An 18,878-nucleotide genomic window follows, 5' to 3' on the forward strand; every position below is an offset into this window, starting at 1 on the left:
TTAAGTATTACCGCAGTCAGCCACCACTGCTGCGGCAAAAAATCCAAAGTTTCGGGAGAGTTAACATGGGCAAAATTATCGGTATCGACCTGGGGACCACCAACTCCTGCGTCTCCGTGCTGGAAAACGGCAAAGCAAAAGTTATTGAAAACGCTGAAGGCGCGCGTACCACGCCGTCGATCATCGCTTACGCCAACGATGGCGAAATTCTGGTAGGTCAGTCGGCCAAGCGTCAGGCTGTGACCAACCCGCACAACACCCTGTACGCAGTAAAGCGTCTGATCGGTCGTCGTTTCGACGAAGAAGTTGTGCAGAAAGACATCCAGATGGTTCCTTACAAGATCGTCAAGGCTGACAACAACGACGCCTGGGTTGAAGTGAACGGCCAGAAAATGGCACCGCCACAAATCTCGGCTGAAATTTTGAAAAAGATGAAGAAGACCGCCGAAGACTACCTCGGCGAGACCGTGACCGAAGCGGTGATCACCGTTCCGGCCTACTTCAACGACAGCCAGCGTCAGGCGACCAAAGACGCCGGCCGCATCGCCGGTCTGGACGTAAAACGTATCATCAACGAACCGACCGCAGCCGCTCTGGCTTACGGTATGGACAAGGCCAAGGGCGATCACACCGTGATCGTTTATGACCTGGGTGGCGGTACCTTCGACGTTTCCGTGATCGAGATCGCTGAAGTTGATGGCGAGCACCAGTTCGAAGTTCTGGCCACCAACGGTGACACGTTCCTCGGTGGTGAAGACTTTGACATTCGTCTGATCGACTACCTCGTTGACGAATTCAAGAAAGAAAGCGGCATGAACCTCAAAGGTGACCCGCTGGCCATGCAGCGCCTGAAAGAAGCCGCTGAGAAAGCCAAGATCGAGCTGTCGTCCGCTCAGTCGACCGACGTCAACCTGCCGTACATCACTGCAGACGCGACCGGTCCTAAGCACCTGAACGTGAAGATCTCGCGTGCCAAGCTCGAAGCACTGGTTGAAGACCTGGTTCAGCGCACCATCGAACCTTGCCGCATCGCCATGAAAGACGCCGGTCTGGACGTTGGCGCGATCAACGACGTGATTCTGGTCGGTGGTCAGACCCGTATGCCGCTGGTACAGAAGCTGGTTACCGATTTCTTCGGTAAAGAAGCTCGTAAAGACGTTAACCCGGACGAAGCTGTTGCCATGGGTGCTGCGATTCAGGGCGCTGTTCTGGCTGGTGACGTGAAAGACGTTCTGCTGCTCGACGTCAGCCCGCTGACCCTGGGTATCGAAACCATGGGTGGCGTGATGACCGCGCTGATCGAGAAAAACACCACGATTCCTACCAAGAAATCGCAAGTGTTCTCGACTGCTGACGACAACCAGGGCGCTGTGACCATTCACGTTCTGCAGGGCGAGCGTAAGCAAGCCACTCAGAACAAGTCCCTGGGCAAGTTCGACCTGGCCGACATTCCACCAGCTCCACGTGGCGTGCCGCAGATCGAAGTGACCTTCGACATCGACGCTAACGGCATCCTGCACGTTGGTGCGAAAGACAAGGCCACCGGCAAGACCCAGTCGATCGTGATCAAGGCCAACTCCGGTCTGTCCGACGAAGAAATCGAGCGCATGGTGCGTGACGCCGAAGCCAACGCTGAGGAAGACCGCAAGTTCGAAGAGCTGGCCGCTGCCCGCAACCAGGGTGACGCACTGGTTCACTCGACGCGCAAAATGATTGCTGATGCGGGCGACAAAGTCACCGCCGAAGAGAAGACTGCGATCGAAGCTGCTGTGGTTGCTCTGGAAGCCGCTGTCAAAGGCGACGACAAGGCTGCCATCGAAGCCAAGGTTGAAGAGCTGTCGAAAGTCTCCGCTCCGGTTGCTCAGAAGATGTACGCCGAACAGGCTCAGCCAGCTGATGGCGCAGCCCCGCAAGGCGAATCGGCTGAGAAGGCTGACGACGTTGTCGATGCAGAGTTCGAAGAAGTCAAAGACCACAAGTAAGTTGTTGGTCGGCCGGTTGACTGCCTTTAGGCAGTGACTGGTAGGATGTCGCCGCGCGGGAGCTAGCTCCCGCGTTGGCGTATCTGGAATACGCGAATTTTTACAGCATGCGACAAGGTTCGGATGTTGGCGGTATGGCCGGGAATGCTCCTGCTTTTCGCGCCGCAAGTACCGCAAGAAACAAAGACCAGGATCGTTGAATTGACGTGAGTTGGGTCCGGGCCTGTATTGGGGCTCAACGAGTTTGGCCATCCTCAGGAGGGGTTTGCCGAACGTCCTCAAGAGTGCAGAAGACTTATGGCAAAGCGTGACTATTACGAAGTGTTGGGTGTTGAGCGCGGCTCAAGCGATGCGGACCTCAAGAAGGCTTACCGTCGTCTGGCGATGAAGCACCACCCGGACCGTAATCCCGATGACAAAGCGTCGGAAGAAATGTTCAAAGAGGCCAACGAGGCCTATGAAGTGCTGTCCGACTCGAGCAAGCGTGCGGCGTACGATCAGTACGGCCATGCCGGCGTCGACCCGAGCATGGGTGGCGGTGGCGCCGGTTTTGGCGGTCAGAACTTCTCGGACATCTTTGGTGATGTTTTCAGTGATTTCTTCGGGGGCGGTCGCGGCGGTTCCCGTGGCGGCGCTCAGCGTGGCAGCGACTTGCGCTACACCCTGGAGCTGAATCTGGAAGAGGCGGTGCGCGGCACGTCGGTGAATATCCGCGTTCCGACACTGGTCAACTGCAAGCCGTGCGATGGTTCCGGCGCCAAGAAAGGCTCGTCGCCATCGACCTGCCCGACCTGCGGTGGCATCGGTCAGGTGCGCATGCAGCAGGGCTTCTTCTCGGTGCAGCAAACCTGCCCGCGTTGCCATGGGCAGGGCAAGATCATTTCCGATCCGTGCGACTCCTGTCACGGTGACGGTCGCGTTGAAGAGTACAAAACCCTGTCGGTCAAAGTGCCGGCCGGCGTCGATACCGGTGACCGCATTCGTCTGTCCGGCGAAGGCGAAGCGGGTACGCAGGGCGGCCCGACGGGCGACCTGTATGTGGTTATCAATGTCCGCGAGCACGACATCTTCCAGCGCGATGGCAAGCATCTGTTCTGCGAAGTGCCGATCAGCTTCGTCGACGCAGCACTGGGCGGCGAACTGGAAATCCCGACCCTCGACGGTCGCGTCAAACTGAAAATCCCTGAAGGCACTCAGACCGGCAAGCAGTTCCGTGTACGCGGCAAAGGCGTGGCGCCGGTGCGTGGCGGCGGTGCAGGCGATCTGATGTGCCGCGTTGCGGTCGAAACGCCGGTCAATCTGAACCGTCGTCAGCGCGAACTGCTGGAAGAATTCCGCAGCTCGCTGGCCGACGACAATAGCCACTCGCCGAAAACCACCGGTTGGTTCGACGGCGTGAAGCGCTTCTTCGGCGATCTGTAAGGAGTCGGCATGCGACGTATAGCTGTGATGGGCGCTGCTGGGCGCATGGGCAAGATTCTGGTCGAGGCCGTGCAGCAGCGCGCGCCGCTGACCGGGTTGACCGCTGCCGTGGTTCGTCCGGGCAGCACGTTGATCGGCGTCGATGCGGGGGAGCTGGCCTCGCTGGGGCGTATCGGTGTGCCGCTGTCCGGGCATATCGAAGCCGTGGCTGAAGAGTTCGATGTGTTGATCGACTTCACGCTGCCGGAAGTGATGCTGAAAAACCTCGCGTTCTGCCGCAAGGCCGGCAAGGCCATGGTCATTGGCACCACCGGGCTGGATGCGGCGCAGAAGCAGGTGCTGGCCGACGCGGGCAAAGATATTCCGATCGTGTTCGCGGCCAACTTCAGTGTCGGTGTCAATCTGTCGCTGAAGCTGCTCGACATGGCGGCGCGCGTGCTGGGTGATGATGCGGATATCGAAATCATCGAAGCCCATCACCGGCACAAGATCGATGCGCCGTCGGGTACGGCGTTGCGCATGGGTGAAGTGATTGCCAGTGCGCTTGATCGTGATTTACAGAAAGTCGCGGTGTACGGTCGTGAGGGTCATACCGGCGCTCGTGAGCGTGAAACCATCGGTTTTGCCACTGTGCGTGGTGGTGATGTGGTCGGTGATCACACCGTGTTGTTCGCCTGCGAAGGTGAGCGCCTGGAGATCACGCACAAGGCGTCTAGCCGTATGACGTTCGCCAAGGGCGCGGTGCGTGCGGCGCTGTGGCTGGATGGTCGCGAGCCGGGTCTGTACGACATGCAAGACGTGCTCGACCTGCGTTGATACACTGCTGAACCCGGCGCAAACGCCCTGTTTGCGCTGGTTTTTCTCCGCTTGGCGACGACCTGTCGCATTCTCCGGCCTTTTCGGCTCTTTAGCGGTGGACCAAAAAAGCCTTTTTCTGTAAGCTACAGCTTTAGTGTGTCCACTAAAAGCGCGCAGAATAATTCAGTGAAGAAGCGGGGTGACGTGTCCATACGTCACTCCGCTTTTTTACAACCTGCGATCGCCCTTTCATGCGTTATTTACGGGAGGTCTTCTTGACTAAGCCAGCCATACTTGCCCTTGCTGATGGCAGCATTTTTCGCGGCGAAGCCATTGGTGCCGACGGTCAAACCGTTGGTGAGGTGGTGTTCAACACCGCAATGACCGGCTATCAGGAAATCCTTACCGATCCTTCCTACGCCCAACAGATCGTTACCCTGACTTACCCGCACATCGGCAACACCGGCACCACGCCGGAAGATGCCGAGTCCGACCGCGTCTGGTCCGCTGGCCTGGTTATTCGCGACCTGCCGCTGGTAGCGAGCAACTGGCGTAACACGATGTCCCTGTCCGATTACCTGAAAGCCAACAACGTTGTGGCAATCGCCGGTATCGACACCCGTCGCCTGACCCGCATCCTGCGTGAAAAAGGCGCACAGAACGGCTGCATCATGGCCGGCGACAACATCTCCGAAGAAGCGGCCATCGCCGCTGCGCAAGGTTTCCCGGGCCTGAAGGGCATGGATCTGGCGAAAGTCGTCAGCACCAAGACTCAATACGAGTGGCGCTCGACTGTCTGGGATCTGAAAACCGACAGCCACGCGACCATCGACGCTTCCGAGCTGCCTTACCACGTGGTTGCCTACGACTACGGCGTCAAGGTCAACATCCTGCGCATGCTGGTCGAGCGCGGCTGCCGCGTCACCGTGGTGCCTGCCCAGACTCCAGCCGCTGATGTGCTGGCACTGAAGCCGGACGGCGTGTTCCTGTCCAACGGCCCTGGTGATCCGGAGCCTTGCGACTACGCGATCAAGGCGATCAAGGAAGTCCTGGAAACCGAAATTCCGGTATTCGGTATCTGCCTCGGTCACCAACTGCTGGCACTGGCCTCCGGCGCCAAGACCCTGAAAATGGGCCACGGCCACCACGGTGCTAACCATCCCGTGCAGGATCTGGACACTGGCGTCGTGATGATCACCAGCCAGAACCACGGTTTCGCGGTAGACGAAGAAACCCTGCCAGCCAACGTGCGTGCGATCCACAAATCGCTGTTCGACGGCACCCTGCAAGGCATCGAGCGCACCGACAAGAGCGCGTTCAGCTTCCAGGGTCACCCTGAAGCGAGCCCGGGCCCGAACGACGTCGCGCCACTGTTCGACCGCTTCATCAACGAGATGGCCAAGCGACGCTAAGCGTTCGCCTTGAGACTGTAGAGAGAAGCCCTCGAGGGCGGCCCCGACACCGGTGGCCCCCTTGAGACTTCAGAAATCGATCAAGACGGCTTGCCGACTGACCTGCGGATTTGAGTGACAAACCCATGCCAAAACGTACAGACATTAAAAGCATCCTGATTCTCGGCGCTGGCCCGATCGTTATCGGCCAGGCCTGCGAATTCGACTACTCCGGCGCCCAGGCCTGTAAAGCCCTGCGCGAAGAGGGTTACCGCGTCATCCTGGTGAACTCCAACCCGGCCACCATCATGACCGACCCGGACATGGCCGACGCGACCTACATCGAGCCGATCAAGTGGCAGACCGTTGCCAAGATCATCGAAAAAGAGCGTCCGGACGCGGTGCTGCCAACCATGGGCGGCCAGACTGCTCTGAACTGCGCCCTGGATCTGGAGCGCGAAGGCGTTCTGGAGAAGTTCGGCGTAGAAATGATCGGCGCCAACGCTGACACCATCGACAAGGCTGAAGACCGTTCGCGTTTCGACAAGGCGATGAAATCCATCGGCCTGGCGTGCCCGCGTTCCGGTATCGCCCACAGCATGGAAGAAGCCAACGCGGTTCTCGAAACCCTGGGCTTCCCGTGCATCATCCGTCCGTCCTTCACCATGGGCGGCACCGGTGGCGGTATCGCGTACAACCGTGAAGAGTTCGAAGAAATCTGCGCCCGTGGTCTGGACCTGTCGCCGACCAAAGAGCTGCTGATCGACGAATCGCTGATCGGCTGGAAAGAATATGAAATGGAAGTTGTCCGCGACAAAAAGGACAACTGCATCATCGTCTGCTCGATCGAAAACTTCGACCCGATGGGCGTGCACACCGGTGACTCGATCACCGTAGCTCCTGCGCAAACCCTGACCGACAAGGAATACCAGATCCTGCGTAACGCCTCGCTGGCGGTACTGCGTGAGATCGGCGTCGAGACTGGCGGTTCCAACGTTCAATTCGGTATCTGCCCGAACACCGGCCGTATGGTCGTGATCGAAATGAACCCGCGTGTATCGCGTTCCTCGGCACTGGCTTCGAAAGCCACCGGTTTCCCGATCGCCAAAGTCGCGGCCAAACTGGCTGTGGGTTACACCCTCGACGAACTGTCGAACGACATCACCGGCGGCAAGACCCCGGCGTCCTTCGAGCCGTCGATCGACTACGTCGTCACCAAGCTGCCACGCTTCGCCTTCGAGAAGTTCGCCAAGGCTGACGCACGCCTGACCACGCAAATGAAGTCGGTCGGTGAAGTCATGGCCATCGGCCGTACCTTCCAGGAATCCCTGCAGAAAGCCCTGCGCGGTCTGGAAGTCGGCGTTTGCGGTCTGGACGAGAAGCTCGACCTGAGCAACCCGGAAAGCATGAGCGTGCTCAAGCGCGAACTGACCGTGCCGGGCGCCGAGCGTATCTGGTACGTGGCAGATGCTTTCCGCGCTGGCCTGTCGGTCGAAGACATCTTCGGCATGAACATGATCGACCCGTGGTTCCTGGTGCAGATCGAAGATCTGATCAAGGAAGAAGAGAAGGTCAAGACCCTCGGTCTGTCCGCTATCGACCGCGACCTGATGTTCAAGCTCAAGCGCAAAGGCTTCTCCGATCAGCGTCTGGCCAAACTGTTGGGCGTGACCGAGAAGAACCTGCGCACTCATCGCCAGAAGCTGGAAGTGTTCCCGGTCTACAAGCGCGTTGACACCTGCGCCGCCGAGTTCGCCACTGACACCGCTTACCTCTACTCCACCTACGAGGAAGAGTGTGAAGCTGCGCCGTCGGGTCGCGACAAGATCATGATTCTGGGCGGTGGTCCGAACCGTATCGGCCAGGGCATCGAGTTCGACTACTGCTGCGTTCACGCTGCTCTCGCCCTGCGCGAAGACGGCTACGAAACCATCATGGTCAACTGCAACCCGGAAACCGTTTCCACCGACTACGACACTTCCGACCGTCTGTACTTCGAACCGGTAACTCTGGAAGACGTGCTGGAAATCTGCCGCGTCGAGAAGCCGAAAGGCGTGATCGTCCAGTACGGCGGCCAGACTCCGCTGAAACTGGCTCGTGCCCTGGAAGCCGCTGGCGTGCCGATCATCGGCACCAGCCCGGACGCCATCGACCGTGCCGAAGACCGTGAGCGTTTCCAGCAAATGGTTGAGCGCCTGAATCTGCGTCAGCCGCCAAACGCCACCGTGCGCAGCGAAGACGAAGCTGTTCGTGCTGCCGCGAAGATCGGTTATCCGCTGGTGGTGCGCCCGTCCTATGTACTGGGCGGCCGTGCGATGGAAATCGTTTACAAGGAAGACGAGCTCAAGCGTTACCTGCGTGACGCGGTGCAAGTGTCCAACGACAGCCCTGTGCTGCTCGACCACTTCCTCAACTGCGCCATCGAAATGGACGTGGATGCGGTCTGTGACGGCAAAGACGTGGTGATCGGCGCGATCATGCAGCACATCGAACAGGCTGGCGTTCACTCCGGTGACTCCGCGTGCTCGCTGCCGCCGTACTCGCTGCCGGCGCACATCCAGGACGAGATGCGCGAACAGGTCAAGAAAATGGCTCTGGAACTGGGCGTTGTCGGCCTGATGAACGTGCAGTTGGCGCTGCAAGGCGAAGACATCTACGTCATCGAAGTCAACCCGCGCGCTTCCCGTACCGTACCGTTCGTGTCGAAGTGCATCGGTGTCTCCCTGGCCATGATCGCTGCCCGCGTGATGGCCGGTAAGACCCTGAAAGAAATCGGCTTCACCAAAGAAATCATCCCGAACTTCTATAGCGTGAAAGAGGCGGTGTTCCCGTTCGCCAAGTTCCCTGGCGTTGACCCGATTCTCGGCCCAGAGATGAAGTCGACCGGTGAAGTGATGGGCGTCGGCGACACCTTCGGTGAAGCATTCGCCAAAGCCCAGATGGGCGCCAGCGAAGTGCTGCCGACTGGCGGTACAGCATTCATCAGCGTGCGTGACGACGACAAGCCACTGGTTGCAGGCGTGGCCCGCGATCTGATCAACTTGGGCTTCGAAGTGGTAGCCACTGCCGGCACTGCCAAGCTGATCGAAGCCGCAGGTCTGAAAGTGCGCCGTGTGAACAAGGTGACCGAGGGTCGTCCGCACGTGGTCGACATGATCAAGAATGACGAAGTCACCCTGATCATCAACACCACTGAAGGTCGTCAGTCGATCGCTGATTCGTACTCCATTCGTCGTAATGCCTTGCAGCACAAGATTTACTGCACAACCACTATTGCTGCTGGCGAAGCTATCTGTGAAGCGCTGAAGTTCGGTCCTGAAAAAACCGTGCGCCGCTTGCAGGATCTACACGCAGGATTGAAGGCATGATCAAATACCCAATGACCGTCCAGGGCGCCAAAGCCCTGGAAGAAGAACACGCTCACCTGACCAAGGTCGTCCGTCCGAAGCTCAGCCAGGACATTGGTACGGCTCGCGAGTTGGGTGACTTGAAGGAAAACGCTGAATACCATGCTGCCCGCGAACAGCAAGGCATGGTCGAGGCGCGGATTCGTGATATCGAAGGCCGGATTCAGAATCAGGTCATCATCGATGTCACGACCATCCCGCACACCGGCAAAGTGATTTTCGGTACCACCGTCGAAATCGCCAATGTCGAGACTGACGAAAGCGTCACTTACCACATCGTGGGTGAGGATGAGGCTGACTTCAAACTTGGCAAGATTTCGGTCGGCTCGCCTTTGGCCCGTGCCTTGATTGGCAAGGAAGAGGGCGATGTGGTCGCCGTGAAAACGCCAAGCGGCGTGATCGAGTACGAGATTGTCGAAGTCCGTCACATCTGAAAAAGGGCGCCCGCTGCATGCGGGCGCCATGCTTTGGCAGCTGACCCAGATGCTTTGGGTTGGCGGTCTATGGCTGATTCATCTCGGTTTGCAGCCGGCGTTGGGCAAGATTGGCCTGGCACCGCTGCTGATCGATGAGGTGGCCAGTGCATTTGAAGTGCTGGTGGTAGGTTTTGCCGCCGTATGCGTTATTTTTCAGGCTTTGGTGCTGGTACAGGCCGAGGGCCTTGTCAGTCTATGGCGAGATTTTCGCGGTCAGGTGCTGCTGATGGCGTTGTATGCGTGTGCGATGTTTGTCGCAGTGCGTGTCGGCTGGCCGGATGCGCAGCGCTGGCAGGTCTTCAGTTATCTGGTTCTGGGTTTTTCCGGGCTGGTGCTGGTGATGCAGCCGGTGCCAGGATGGAGTGGCAGGGTGCGCGAAGCACACCCTTGACCTTTGTCATCACTTGAAGCGATGAACGTTCGACAGCTGCTTGTTGACGCTGAAGTTCTTGCGGTAAACCAGTGCCATCTTGCCGATGACCTGTACCAGGTCCGCTTTGCCGACCTTGCACAGTTCTGCGATATGCGCCAGGCGCGACTCGCGATCGAGGATGTTGAGCTTGATCTTGATCAGCTCGTGGTCCGCCAAAGCGCGTTCAAGTTCGGCTAAAACACCTTCAGTCAAACCGTTGTCAGCCACCGTCAAAACCGGTTTCAGGTGGTGGCCAATGGATTTGTACTGTTTCTTCTGCTCTGGAGTGAGCGGCATAATCTGACCCTTTCGTCTGGATTCTGTAAAATGGCGGCCATTTTACCCGAGGGCTCGTGGATCCGCCCAATTAATCACGACCCTAATCATCGAGGTGCCCAATGGCGCGTTCCAAGACAAGCCTTGGTTGGCTGAAACGACATGTCAACGATCCCTATGTGAAGCAAGCACAGAAGGATGGCTACCGCTCGCGTGCGAGCTACAAACTTCTGGAGATCCAGGAGAAATACAAGCTGATTCGTCCCGGTATGAGCGTTGTCGACCTGGGTGCGGCGCCCGGTGGCTGGTCGCAGGTGACTAGCCGGCTGATCGGTGGTCAGGGGCGTCTGATCGCCTCGGACATCCTGGAAATGGACAGCATTCCGGACGTGACTTTCATTCAGGGCGATTTCACCGAGGACGAAGTGCTCGGGCGGATTCTCGAAGCCGTGGGTAATTCGCAGGTGGACCTTGTGATTTCCGATATGGCCCCCAATATGAGTGGTACGCCTGAAGTGGATATGCCGAAAGCCATGTTCCTTTGCGAGTTGGCGCTTGATCTGGCGGAACGGATCCTCAAGCCGGGTGGAAATTTTGTGATCAAGATTTTTCAGGGCGAAGGGTTTGATGTTTACCTGAAGGACGCTCGCAAAAAGTTCGACAAGATCCAGATGATCAAACCAGACTCCTCTCGTGGCAGCTCACGTGAGCAATACATGCTGGCTTGGGGTTACCGCGGTCGTAGCGAGTAAAACGAGGTTTTTTGGTGGGGTGATAGGTTTTTCGTATTTCGCTCCGCGTGCATAAGCGAATATTGTGTAGAAAGTGTTTCACAAAGGGTTACAGACGGCGCCTGCCAGAGTTGTAGGTAATGTAGTAAGTTAGGCCGGTGAATATCATGCGAAGCGCGCGCCAGTAGCGGAGCTTGCTTCAGAGGGTAGTTAATTGAACGATATGGCAAAGAATCTGATCCTGTGGTTGATCATCGCGGCTGTCCTGGTGACGGTGATGAACAACTTCTCCAGCCCTAACGAGCCGCAGACCCTCAACTATTCCGACTTCATCCAGCAGGTCAAGGATGGCAAGGTCGAGCGCGTAGCCGTTGATGGTTATGTGATTACCGGCAAGCGCAATGATGGCGATAGCTTCAAGACCATTCGTCCGGCAATCCAGGACAATGGCCTGATCGGCGACCTGGTCGACAACCACGTTGTGGTTGAAGGCAAGCAGCCTGAGCAGCAAAGCATCTGGACTCAATTGCTGGTAGCCAGCTTCCCGATCCTGGTGATCATCGCGGTGTTCATGTTCTTCATGCGCCAGATGCAGGGCGGTGCCGGCGGCAAGGGCGGACCGATGAGCTTCGGCAAGAGCAAGGCGCGCCTGCTCTCCGAAGATCAGGTGAAAACCACTCTGGCTGACGTTGCCGGTTGCGACGAAGCCAAGGAAGAAGTCGGCGAGCTGGTTGAATTCCTCCGTGACCCGGGCAAGTTCCAGCGCCTGGGCGGTCGTATTCCTCGCGGTGTGCTGATGGTCGGTCCTCCGGGTACCGGTAAAACCTTGCTGGCCAAGGCGATTGCCGGCGAAGCCAAGGTTCCGTTCTTCACCATTTCCGGTTCTGACTTCGTCGAGATGTTCGTCGGTGTCGGTGCCAGCCGTGTTCGCGACATGTTCGAGCAGGCCAAGAAGCACGCTCCTTGCATCATCTTCATCGACGAAATCGACGCCGTCGGTCGCCATCGTGGCGCCGGCATGGGTGGCGGTCACGATGAGCGTGAGCAGACCCTCAACCAGTTGCTGGTTGAGATGGACGGCTTCGAAATGAACGATGGCATCATTGTTATCGCTGCAACCAACCGCCCAGACGTCCTCGACCCTGCGCTGCTGCGTCCGGGCCGTTTCGACCGTCAGGTTGTCGTTGGTCTGCCAGATATCCGTGGTCGTGAGCAAATCCTCAAAGTACACATGCGCAAAGTGCCAATGGGTGACGACGTCGCTCCGGCCGTTATCGCGCGTGGTACTCCGGGGTTCTCCGGTGCTGACCTGGCCAACCTGGTCAACGAAGCGTCTTTGTTCGCTGCACGTAGCGGCAAGCGCATCGTCGAAATGAAAGAGTTCGAACTGGCCAAAGACAAGATCATGATGGGCGCCGAGCGCAAATCCATGGTCATGTCCGAGAAAGAGAAACAGAACACCGCTTATCACGAAGCTGGCCACGCCATTGTCGGTCGCGTCGTGCCTGAGCATGATCCGGTCTACAAGGTATCGATCATTCCGCGCGGTCGTGCGCTGGGTGTGACCATGTTCCTGCCGGAAGAAGATCGTTACAGTCTGTCCAAGCGTGCGCTGATCAGCCAGATCTGCTCGCTGTACGGTGGCCGTATCGCTGAGGAAATGACCCTCGGTTTCGACGGTGTGACCACCGGCGCTTCCAACGACATTATGCGTGCTAGTCAGATTGCGCGGAACATGGTCACCAAGTGGGGCCTGTCGGAAAAACTCGGTCCGTTGATGTACGCCGAAGAAGAGGGTGAAGTGTTCCTCGGTCGCGGCGGTGGCGGTCAAGCTGCCAGCTTCTCCGGTGAGACAGCCAAGCTGATCGACTCCGAAGTGCGCAGCATCATTGATCAGTGCTACGGCACGGCCAAACAGATTCTCACGGACAACCGTGACAAGCTTGATGCGATGGCTGATGCGTTGATGAAGTATGAAACGATCGATGCTGAACAGATCGACGACATCATGGCGGGACGTACACCACGCGAGCCACGTGATTGGTCGGGGGGCACTGGTACACCACCACCTCCGGTGGTTCGTGACGAGCGTCCGGAAACACCGATTGGCGGTCCGGCTGCTGACGTTTAAGGTTTGAAATGACTTCTGTACAGTCCCTGACCCGGTTGCCTTGCGGCAACCGGGTTCTTGATTTGGCCCAGACGCATGTCATGGGTATTCTCAATGTCACCCCTGATTCTTTCTCCGACGGCGGCCAATACAGCCAGCTCGATGCGGCTTTGCGCCACGCCGAGGCTATGGTTGCAGCGGGTGCGACGCTGATTGATGTCGGTGGCGAGTCCACTCGCCCAGGCGCGCGCGCAGTGTCACCGCTCGAAGAGCTTGAGCGTGTGGCGCCGATCGTCGAGCTGATCAATCGCGAGTTGGATGTGATCATTTCGGTGGACACTTCTACGCCAGCCGTTATGCGCGAAACCGCACGATTGGGTGCCGGGTTGATCAACGATGTGCGGTCACTGCGGCGCGATGGCGCGCTGGATGCGGCGGCGGCTACGGGTTTGCCGGTGTGTCTCATGCATATGCTCGGTGAGCCTGGAGACATGCAGGACAATCCGCAGTATCAGGATGTCACGCGCGAAGTCGGTGATTTTCTAGCCGAGCGCATGGCGCAGTGTGCGGCGGCCGGTATTCCTGAGGGGCGGATCATTCTTGACCCGGGTTTCGGTTTCGCCAAAACCCTGCAGCACAACCTAAGCTTGTTCAAGCACATGGAAGCCCTCCATGCGTTGGGCCGGCCACTGCTTGTCGGTGTTTCCCGAAAAAGCATGATCGGGCAGGCCTTGAATCGTCCTGTCGGCGAGCGGCTGCATGGTGGTCTGGCACTGGCGGCGCTGGCATCGGTGAAGGGGGCGCGTATATTGCGCGTCCATGATGTAGCGGAAACGGTAGACGTGGTGCGCATGATCGCGGCCGTGGAATCAGCCGAATAAGAATGATGGAGCAGTTATGAGCAAGAAATACTTTGGTACTGACGGCATTCGTGGTCGAGTCGGTGAATACCCGATTACTCCTGACTTCATGCTCAAGCTCGGCTGGGCTGCCGGCATGGCGTTCCGCAAAATGGGCGCTTGCAAGGTGCTGGTCGGCAAGGACACGCGGATTTCCGGTTATATGTTCGAGTCGGCACTTGAGGCTGGTCTGACATCGGCGGGGGCTGATGTGATGTTGCTGGGTCCTATGCCGACGCCGGCCATTGCCTATCTGTCGCGTACGTTTCAGGCTGAGGCCGGTATCGTGATCAGTGCCTCGCACAATCCGCATGACGATAACGGCATCAAGTTCTTCTCCGGTAAAGGCACCAAGCTGCCGGATGAGCTGGAGCTGATGATTGAAGAGCTGCTCGATACCCCGATGACTGTGGTCGAATCGAGCAAGATCGGCAAAGTGTCGCGAATCAACGATGCATCAGGTCGCTACATTGAGTTCTGCAAAAGCAGTGTGCCAACCGGAACCAGTTTTTCCGGTCTCAAGATCGTTATCGACTGTGCGCACGGTGCGACCTATAAGGTGGCTCCGAGTGTCTTCCGCGAGTTGGGGGCAGAAGTCGTCGTGCTGTCAGCGCAGCCAAACGGTCTGAATATCAATGAAAACTGCGGCTCGACCCATATGGGTCAGTTGCAGGCTGCGGTGCTCGCCGAGCATGCCGACCTGGGTATCGCTTTCGATGGTGATGGTGATCGGGTGCTGATGGTCGATCACACTGGCGCCATCGTCGATGGTGATGAATTGCTGTTTATCATCGCTCGTGATCTGCATGAGCGGGGCAAATTGCAGGGCGGTGTCGTTGGTACCCTGATGAGTAATCTGGGGCTGGAACTCGCGCTGGCGGATCTTTCGATTCCATTTATTCGTGCCAATGTCGGCGACCGTTACGTGATTGCCGAGTTGCTTGAACGCAACTGGCTGGTCGGCGGAGAAAACTCGGGGCATATCGTTTGCTTCAATCACACCACGACCGGTGATGCGATCATCGCTGCGTTGCAGGTGCTGATGGCGCTGAAGGCCCGTAATGAAGGTTTGGCGCAAACCCGCCAGGCATTGCGCAAGTGCCCTCAAGTACTGATCAATGTGCGTTTTGGTGGTGGCGAAAGTCCGCTGGAGCACCCGGCTGTCAAGGAGGCCAGTGCGCGCGTCACCCAGGCAATGGCGGGACGCGGGCGCGTGCTTTTGCGCAAGTCCGGGACAGAGCCTCTGGTGCGGGTAATGGTCGAAGGCGAGGATGAAACCCAGGTTCGCAACTACGCCGAAGAGCTGGCAAAACTGGTAACTGAAGTTTCTGCCTGATACGGCTTGCAAGCCATGATTGTGTTGGGTAACATCTGCGCCCACTTTGACCGACGAGGTACAGCATGCGTCGCCCTATGGTAGCTGGTAACTGGAAGATGCACGGTACCCGCGCCAGCGTCGCTGAGCTGATCAACGGCCTTCGTCATCTGGCCTTGCCAAGCGGTGTTGATGTCGCGGTATTCCCGCCTTGCTTGTATATCAATCAAGTGATTGATGGCTTGAAAGGCAAATCGATTTCGGTCGGTGCGCAGAATTCTGCGGTGGAATCCATGCAAGGTGCATTGACCGGTGAGATTGCACCGAGTCAGTTGGTGGATGCAGGTTGTTCCCTTGTGCTTGTCGGGCACTCCGAACGCCGCCAGATAATGGGCGAGCGAGATGGGATGCTGAATCGCAAGTTTGCAGCGGCACAGGCATGTGGCTTGATTCCGGTGTTATGTATAGGGGAAACCCTTGAACAACGCGAAGCTGGAAAAACTCTTGAGGTTGTCGGGCGTCAGCTGGGCAGCATCATCGAGGAGCTGGGTGTAGGTGCTTTTGCCAAGGCAGTCATCGCTTACGAGCCTGTCTGGGCCATTGGTACCGGACTGACTGCAACGCCTCAACAGGCTCAGGATGTGCATAAAGCCATTCGCGAGCAGTTGGCGGCAGAGAATTCTGAAGTCGCACGAGGTGTGCGCCTTCTATACGGCGGCAGCGTGAAGGCGGCCAATGCGGTCGAACTGTTCGGCATGCCGGATATCGATGGGGGGCTCATTGGTGGAGCTTCCCTGAATGCAGATGAGTTCGGTGCGATCTGTCGCGCCGCGGGAAACTGAAAAAATGCTGGAAACAGTCGTAGTCGTTTTTCATCTGCTGGGTGCATTGGGCGTAGTTGCTCTGGTTTTGCTGCAGCAGGGTAAGGGTGCGGACGCTGGCGCGTCTTTCGGAGCAGGTGCTTCAAATACTGTGTTCGGAAGCCAAGGTTCCTCTACCTTTCTTAGTAAGTTTACTGCTATACTTGCCGCCGGTTTCTTCATAACCAGCTTGGGGTTAGGTTACTTTGCTAAAGAGAAGGCTCATCAGCTGACTCAGGCAGGTCTCCCAAATCCAGCAGTGTTGGAAGTGCCTAAGCAACAACAACCGGCTTCTGATGATGTCCCGGTGCTTCAAGAGCAAAAGTCGGCTACTCCAGCGACTGACGTACCTCCAGCTCAAGAGCAGAAGTAAGAAGGGTTTCAACGTAGTTTTGCCGAGGTGGTGGAATTGGTAGACACGCAACCTTGAGGTGGTTGTGCCCATAGGGTGTAGGGGTTCGAGTCCCCTTCTCGGTACCAATTAGTCAGGAGAGCCCGCTGTTGCGGGCTTTCTTGCAGGTGGAAGGTTACATTGACCCTATAAGGGATCGGTCGTATACTTCCGCCCCAGCTTTGTCGCGGGGTGGAGCAGTCTGGTAGCTCGTCGGGCTCATAACCCGAAGGTCGTCGGTTCAAATCCGGCCCCCGCAACCAGTTTAAGGAGCCCCTTTTAAGGGGCTTTTTGTTAGCTGGACACTTTCAACGCCGCTGTTCGACGGCGTTTCAAGGATGGGCGTTAAGCCCATTTTTTTATTTTGCAAAGCATGCACATATCATGCACTAGGGGGTTCAGGTGTCGAGCAAGCTAGAAGAGTTGCAGGCCTTGCTGGCCCCGGTGGTCGTGGCCCTGGGCTATGAATGCTGGGGTATCGAGTTTTCGGCTCAGGGTCGTCACTCGATGTTGCGCGTTTATATCGATAAAGAGGGTGGCGTGCTGGTGGACGATTGCGCCATTGTCAGCCGTCAGATCAGCGGTGTACTGGATGTTGAAGATCCAATTTCCGTTGAATACACCCTCGAAGTTTCCTCGCCTGGCATGGAGCGCCCACTGTTCACTCTTGAGCAGTTTGCAAAATTTGCCGGTGAACAAGTGAAGATCAAGCTGCGCTCGCCTTTTGAAGGTCGACGCAACTTTCAGGGCCTTCTGCGCGGTGTAGAAGAACAGGATGTCGTGGTGCAGGTAGACGACCATGAGTTCCTGTTGCCGATCGATATGATCGACAAGGCCAACATTATTCCCAGTTTTGACTGAGACGCGGATCCCGCGGATCCAATGGCTTGCGAAAGGCGAGGCGTACGATGAGCAAAGAAGTACTGCTGGTTGTTGAGTCGGTATCCAATGAAAAGGGCGTACCGGCAAGCGTAATTTTTGAAGCGCTGGAGCTGGCTCTGGCCACTGCTACCAAAAAGCGTTTTGAAGACGAAGTAGACCTGCGTGTGGAGATTAATCGCCACACCGGTTCTTACGAAACTTTCCGTCGCTGGACGGTCGTTGAAGAGAATGATCTCGACGATCCGGCCATCGAAACCTGGCCAACCAAGGTTGCTGAAACGCATCCTGGCGCCAAGGTTGGCGACGTCGTTGAAGAAAAGATCGAATCCATCGAGTTCGGCCGCATCGCTGCACAGACTGCCAAGCAGGTCATCGTGCAGAAAGTTCGCGAAGCCGAGCGCGCTCAAGTGGTCGACGCCTATCGCGAGCGCCTGGGAGAAATCATCTCCGGCACCGTGAAAAAAGTCACCCGCGACAACGTGATCGTCGATCTGGGTAACAACGCTGAAGCGTTGCTGGCCCGTGAAGACATCATTTCTCGCGAAACTTTCCGTGTCGGCGTGCGCCTGCGTGCGCTGCTCAAGGAAATCCGCACCGAGAACCGCGGCCCGCAGCTGATCCTGTCGCGTACCGCGCCGGAAATGCTGATCGAGCTGTTCCGCATCGAAGTGCCGGAAATTGCCGAAGGCCTGATCGAAGTAATGGCAGCGTCCCGTGATCCGGGTTCGCGCGCCAAGATCGCCGTCCGCTCCAAGGACAAACGCATCGACCCGCAGGGCGCTTGCATTGGTATGCGCGGTTCGCGCGTCCAGGCAGTGTCGGGCGAGTTGGGCGGTGAGCGTGTTGATATCGTCCTGTGGGATGACAACCCGGCTCAGTTCGTGATCAACGCCATGTCCCCGGCTGAGGTTGCGGCAATCATCGTTGACGAAGATGCCCATGCAATGGACATCGCCGTTGGCGCAGACAATCTGGCTCAGGCCATCGGTCGAGGTGGTCAGAACGTGCGTCTGGCGAGCCAGTTGACTGGCTGGACCCTGAACGTGATGACCGAATCGGACATCCAGGCTAAGCAGCAAGCAGAAACCGGCGACATCCTGCGCAACTTCATCGACGAGCTGGAAGTCGACGAAGAACTGGCTCAGGTGCTGGTAGATGAAGGCTTCACCAGCCTGGAAGAGATTGCCTACGTACCGTTGGAAGAAATGCTCAACATCGACGGCTTTGACGAAGATATCGTCAACGAGCTTCGCGCTCGTGCCAAGGATCGTTTGTTGACCAAAGCCATCGCTACTGAGGAAAAGCTGGCAGACGCCCATCCGGCCGAAGACCTGCTCTCGCTTGAGGGTATGGACAAGGATTTGGCGATGGAACTGGCGGTGCGCGGCGTAATTACCCGCGAAGACCTGGCCGAGCAGTCTATTGACGACCTGCTCGACATCGACGGCATTGACGATGATCGTGCCGGCAAGTTGATCATGGCCGCCCGAGCCCACTGGTTCGAGTAATTAGGCGCGGCCTGAGGA

16 protein-coding genes and 2 tRNA genes are annotated in these 18,878 nt (G+C 57.6%); 17 read left to right on the forward strand and 1 reads right to left on the reverse strand.

Annotated elements, in window-relative coordinates; all coding sequences use genetic code 11:
- Positions 1-65 precede the first annotated feature (65 nt).
- The 7 genes from dnaK to AB4O01_RS24400 all read left to right on the forward strand — a co-directional run bounded on the left by dnaK (position 66) and on the right by AB4O01_RS24400 (position 9,867).
- Complete coding sequence (gene dnaK, locus AB4O01_RS24370; protein WP_007915221.1) at positions 66-1,982, forward strand: molecular chaperone DnaK; 1,917 nt, start codon at positions 66-68, stop codon at positions 1,980-1,982.
- A 297-nt stretch (positions 1,983-2,279) separates the two neighbouring features.
- Positions 2,280-3,404: a molecular chaperone DnaJ gene (gene dnaJ, locus AB4O01_RS24375; protein ID WP_016986506.1), complete on the forward strand. Its 1,125-nt coding sequence runs from the start codon at positions 2,280-2,282 to the stop codon at positions 3,402-3,404.
- Between the two features lie 9 nt (positions 3,405-3,413).
- The gene (gene dapB / locus AB4O01_RS24380) at positions 3,414-4,220 is read left to right on the forward strand and encodes a 4-hydroxy-tetrahydrodipicolinate reductase (protein ID WP_194933442.1); all 807 of its coding nucleotides are present in this window, start codon (positions 3,414-3,416) and stop codon (positions 4,218-4,220) included.
- Between the two features lie 257 nt (positions 4,221-4,477).
- Positions 4,478-5,614, forward strand: a complete 1,137-nt coding sequence (carA, locus tag AB4O01_RS24385) for a glutamine-hydrolyzing carbamoyl-phosphate synthase small subunit (protein WP_007915228.1) — start codon at positions 4,478-4,480, stop codon at positions 5,612-5,614.
- A gap of 125 nt (positions 5,615-5,739) precedes the next feature.
- Positions 5,740-8,961, forward strand: coding sequence for a carbamoyl-phosphate synthase large subunit (carB, locus tag AB4O01_RS24390; RefSeq protein ID WP_007915231.1), 3,222 nt, complete (start codon positions 5,740-5,742; stop codon positions 8,959-8,961).
- Positions 8,958-9,434, forward strand: a complete 477-nt coding sequence (greA, locus tag AB4O01_RS24395) for a transcription elongation factor GreA (protein WP_003221530.1) — start codon at positions 8,958-8,960, stop codon at positions 9,432-9,434. The genes carB and greA overlap by 4 nt, the downstream gene beginning before the upstream one ends.
- 28 nt (positions 9,435-9,462) lie before the next feature.
- Positions 9,463-9,867: an MFS transporter gene (locus AB4O01_RS24400; protein ID WP_093435749.1), complete on the forward strand. Its 405-nt coding sequence runs from the start codon at positions 9,463-9,465 to the stop codon at positions 9,865-9,867.
- A gap of 9 nt (positions 9,868-9,876) precedes the next feature.
- Here the strand turns inward: AB4O01_RS24400 and AB4O01_RS24405 are convergent, their stop codons facing one another.
- The gene (locus AB4O01_RS24405; RefSeq protein ID WP_003221534.1) at positions 9,877-10,185 is read right to left on the reverse strand and encodes a YhbY family RNA-binding protein; all 309 of its coding nucleotides are present in this window, start codon (positions 10,183-10,185) and stop codon (positions 9,877-9,879) included.
- A gap of 101 nt (positions 10,186-10,286) precedes the next feature.
- Between AB4O01_RS24405 and rlmE the strand changes: the two genes are divergently transcribed.
- The 10 genes from rlmE to nusA all read left to right on the forward strand — a co-directional run bounded on the left by rlmE (position 10,287) and on the right by nusA (position 18,860).
- Positions 10,287-10,916, forward strand: a complete 630-nt coding sequence (gene rlmE, locus AB4O01_RS24410; protein WP_007915237.1) for a 23S rRNA (uridine(2552)-2'-O)-methyltransferase RlmE — start codon at positions 10,287-10,289, stop codon at positions 10,914-10,916.
- Positions 10,917-11,118: 202 nt separating this feature from the next.
- On the forward strand, positions 11,119-13,026 hold the full coding sequence (gene ftsH / locus AB4O01_RS24415) for an ATP-dependent zinc metalloprotease FtsH (protein WP_016986501.1): 1,908 nt from the start codon (positions 11,119-11,121) through the stop codon (positions 13,024-13,026).
- 8 nt (positions 13,027-13,034) lie between these two features.
- Positions 13,035-13,886, forward strand: a complete 852-nt coding sequence (folP, locus tag AB4O01_RS24420) for a dihydropteroate synthase (RefSeq protein WP_093435757.1) — start codon at positions 13,035-13,037, stop codon at positions 13,884-13,886.
- 16 nt (positions 13,887-13,902) lie between these two features.
- Entirely contained in the window at positions 13,903-15,240 is a 1,338-nt protein-coding gene (gene glmM, locus AB4O01_RS24425) for a phosphoglucosamine mutase (RefSeq protein ID WP_007915247.1), read from the forward strand.
- 65 nt (positions 15,241-15,305) lie between these two features.
- Complete coding sequence (gene tpiA / locus AB4O01_RS24430) at positions 15,306-16,061, forward strand: triose-phosphate isomerase (protein ID WP_016986498.1); 756 nt, start codon at positions 15,306-15,308, stop codon at positions 16,059-16,061.
- 4 nt (positions 16,062-16,065) lie between these two features.
- The gene (secG, locus tag AB4O01_RS24435) at positions 16,066-16,452 is read left to right on the forward strand and encodes a preprotein translocase subunit SecG (protein WP_016986497.1); all 387 of its coding nucleotides are present in this window, start codon (positions 16,066-16,068) and stop codon (positions 16,450-16,452) included.
- A gap of 21 nt (positions 16,453-16,473) precedes the next feature.
- Positions 16,474-16,559: transfer RNA gene (locus AB4O01_RS24440), tRNA-Leu, on the forward strand.
- 97 nt (positions 16,560-16,656) lie between these two features.
- Positions 16,657-16,733, forward strand: a tRNA-Met gene (locus AB4O01_RS24445).
- A 139-nt stretch (positions 16,734-16,872) separates the two neighbouring features.
- A complete protein-coding gene (gene rimP, locus AB4O01_RS24450) occupies positions 16,873-17,331 on the forward strand; it encodes a ribosome maturation factor RimP (RefSeq protein WP_007915250.1) in 459 nt (152 codons plus the stop codon).
- Between the two features lie 47 nt (positions 17,332-17,378).
- On the forward strand, positions 17,379-18,860 hold the full coding sequence (gene nusA / locus AB4O01_RS24455; protein WP_093435760.1) for a transcription termination factor NusA: 1,482 nt from the start codon (positions 17,379-17,381) through the stop codon (positions 18,858-18,860).
- Positions 18,861-18,878: the final 18 nt, after the last annotated feature.

The sequence above is a fragment of the Pseudomonas sp. S2_E02 genome (assembly GCF_054668355.1).

What these genes read in the sequence shown, in the direction of transcription:
- dapB (WP_194933442.1), top strand. Translation starts at nt 3,414, where the DNA reads ATGCGACGTATAGCTGTGATGGGCGCTGCTGGGCGCATGGGCAAGATT.
- ftsH (WP_016986501.1), top strand. Translation starts at nt 11,119, where the DNA reads ATGGCAAAGAATCTGATCCTGTGGTTGATCATCGCGGCTGTCCTGGTG.
- glmM (WP_007915247.1), top strand. Translation starts at nt 13,903, where the DNA reads ATGAGCAAGAAATACTTTGGTACTGACGGCATTCGTGGTCGAGTCGGT.
- AB4O01_RS24400 (WP_093435749.1), top strand. Translation starts at nt 9,463, where the DNA reads ATGCTTTGGCAGCTGACCCAGATGCTTTGGGTTGGCGGTCTATGGCTG.
- tpiA (WP_016986498.1), top strand. Translation starts at nt 15,306, where the DNA reads ATGCGTCGCCCTATGGTAGCTGGTAACTGGAAGATGCACGGTACCCGC.
- rlmE (WP_007915237.1), top strand. Translation starts at nt 10,287, where the DNA reads ATGGCGCGTTCCAAGACAAGCCTTGGTTGGCTGAAACGACATGTCAAC.
- greA (WP_003221530.1), top strand. Translation starts at nt 8,958, where the DNA reads ATGATCAAATACCCAATGACCGTCCAGGGCGCCAAAGCCCTGGAAGAA.
- secG (WP_016986497.1), top strand. Translation starts at nt 16,066, where the DNA reads ATGCTGGAAACAGTCGTAGTCGTTTTTCATCTGCTGGGTGCATTGGGC.
- nusA (WP_093435760.1), top strand. Translation starts at nt 17,379, where the DNA reads ATGAGCAAAGAAGTACTGCTGGTTGTTGAGTCGGTATCCAATGAAAAG.
- AB4O01_RS24405 (WP_003221534.1), bottom strand. Translation starts at nt 10,185, where the DNA reads ATGCCGCTCACTCCAGAGCAGAAGAAACAGTACAAATCCATTGGCCAC.
- dnaJ (WP_016986506.1), top strand. Translation starts at nt 2,280, where the DNA reads ATGGCAAAGCGTGACTATTACGAAGTGTTGGGTGTTGAGCGCGGCTCA.
- dnaK (WP_007915221.1), top strand. Translation starts at nt 66, where the DNA reads ATGGGCAAAATTATCGGTATCGACCTGGGGACCACCAACTCCTGCGTC.
- folP (WP_093435757.1), top strand. Translation starts at nt 13,035, where the DNA reads ATGACTTCTGTACAGTCCCTGACCCGGTTGCCTTGCGGCAACCGGGTT.
- carB (WP_007915231.1), top strand. Translation starts at nt 5,740, where the DNA reads ATGCCAAAACGTACAGACATTAAAAGCATCCTGATTCTCGGCGCTGGC.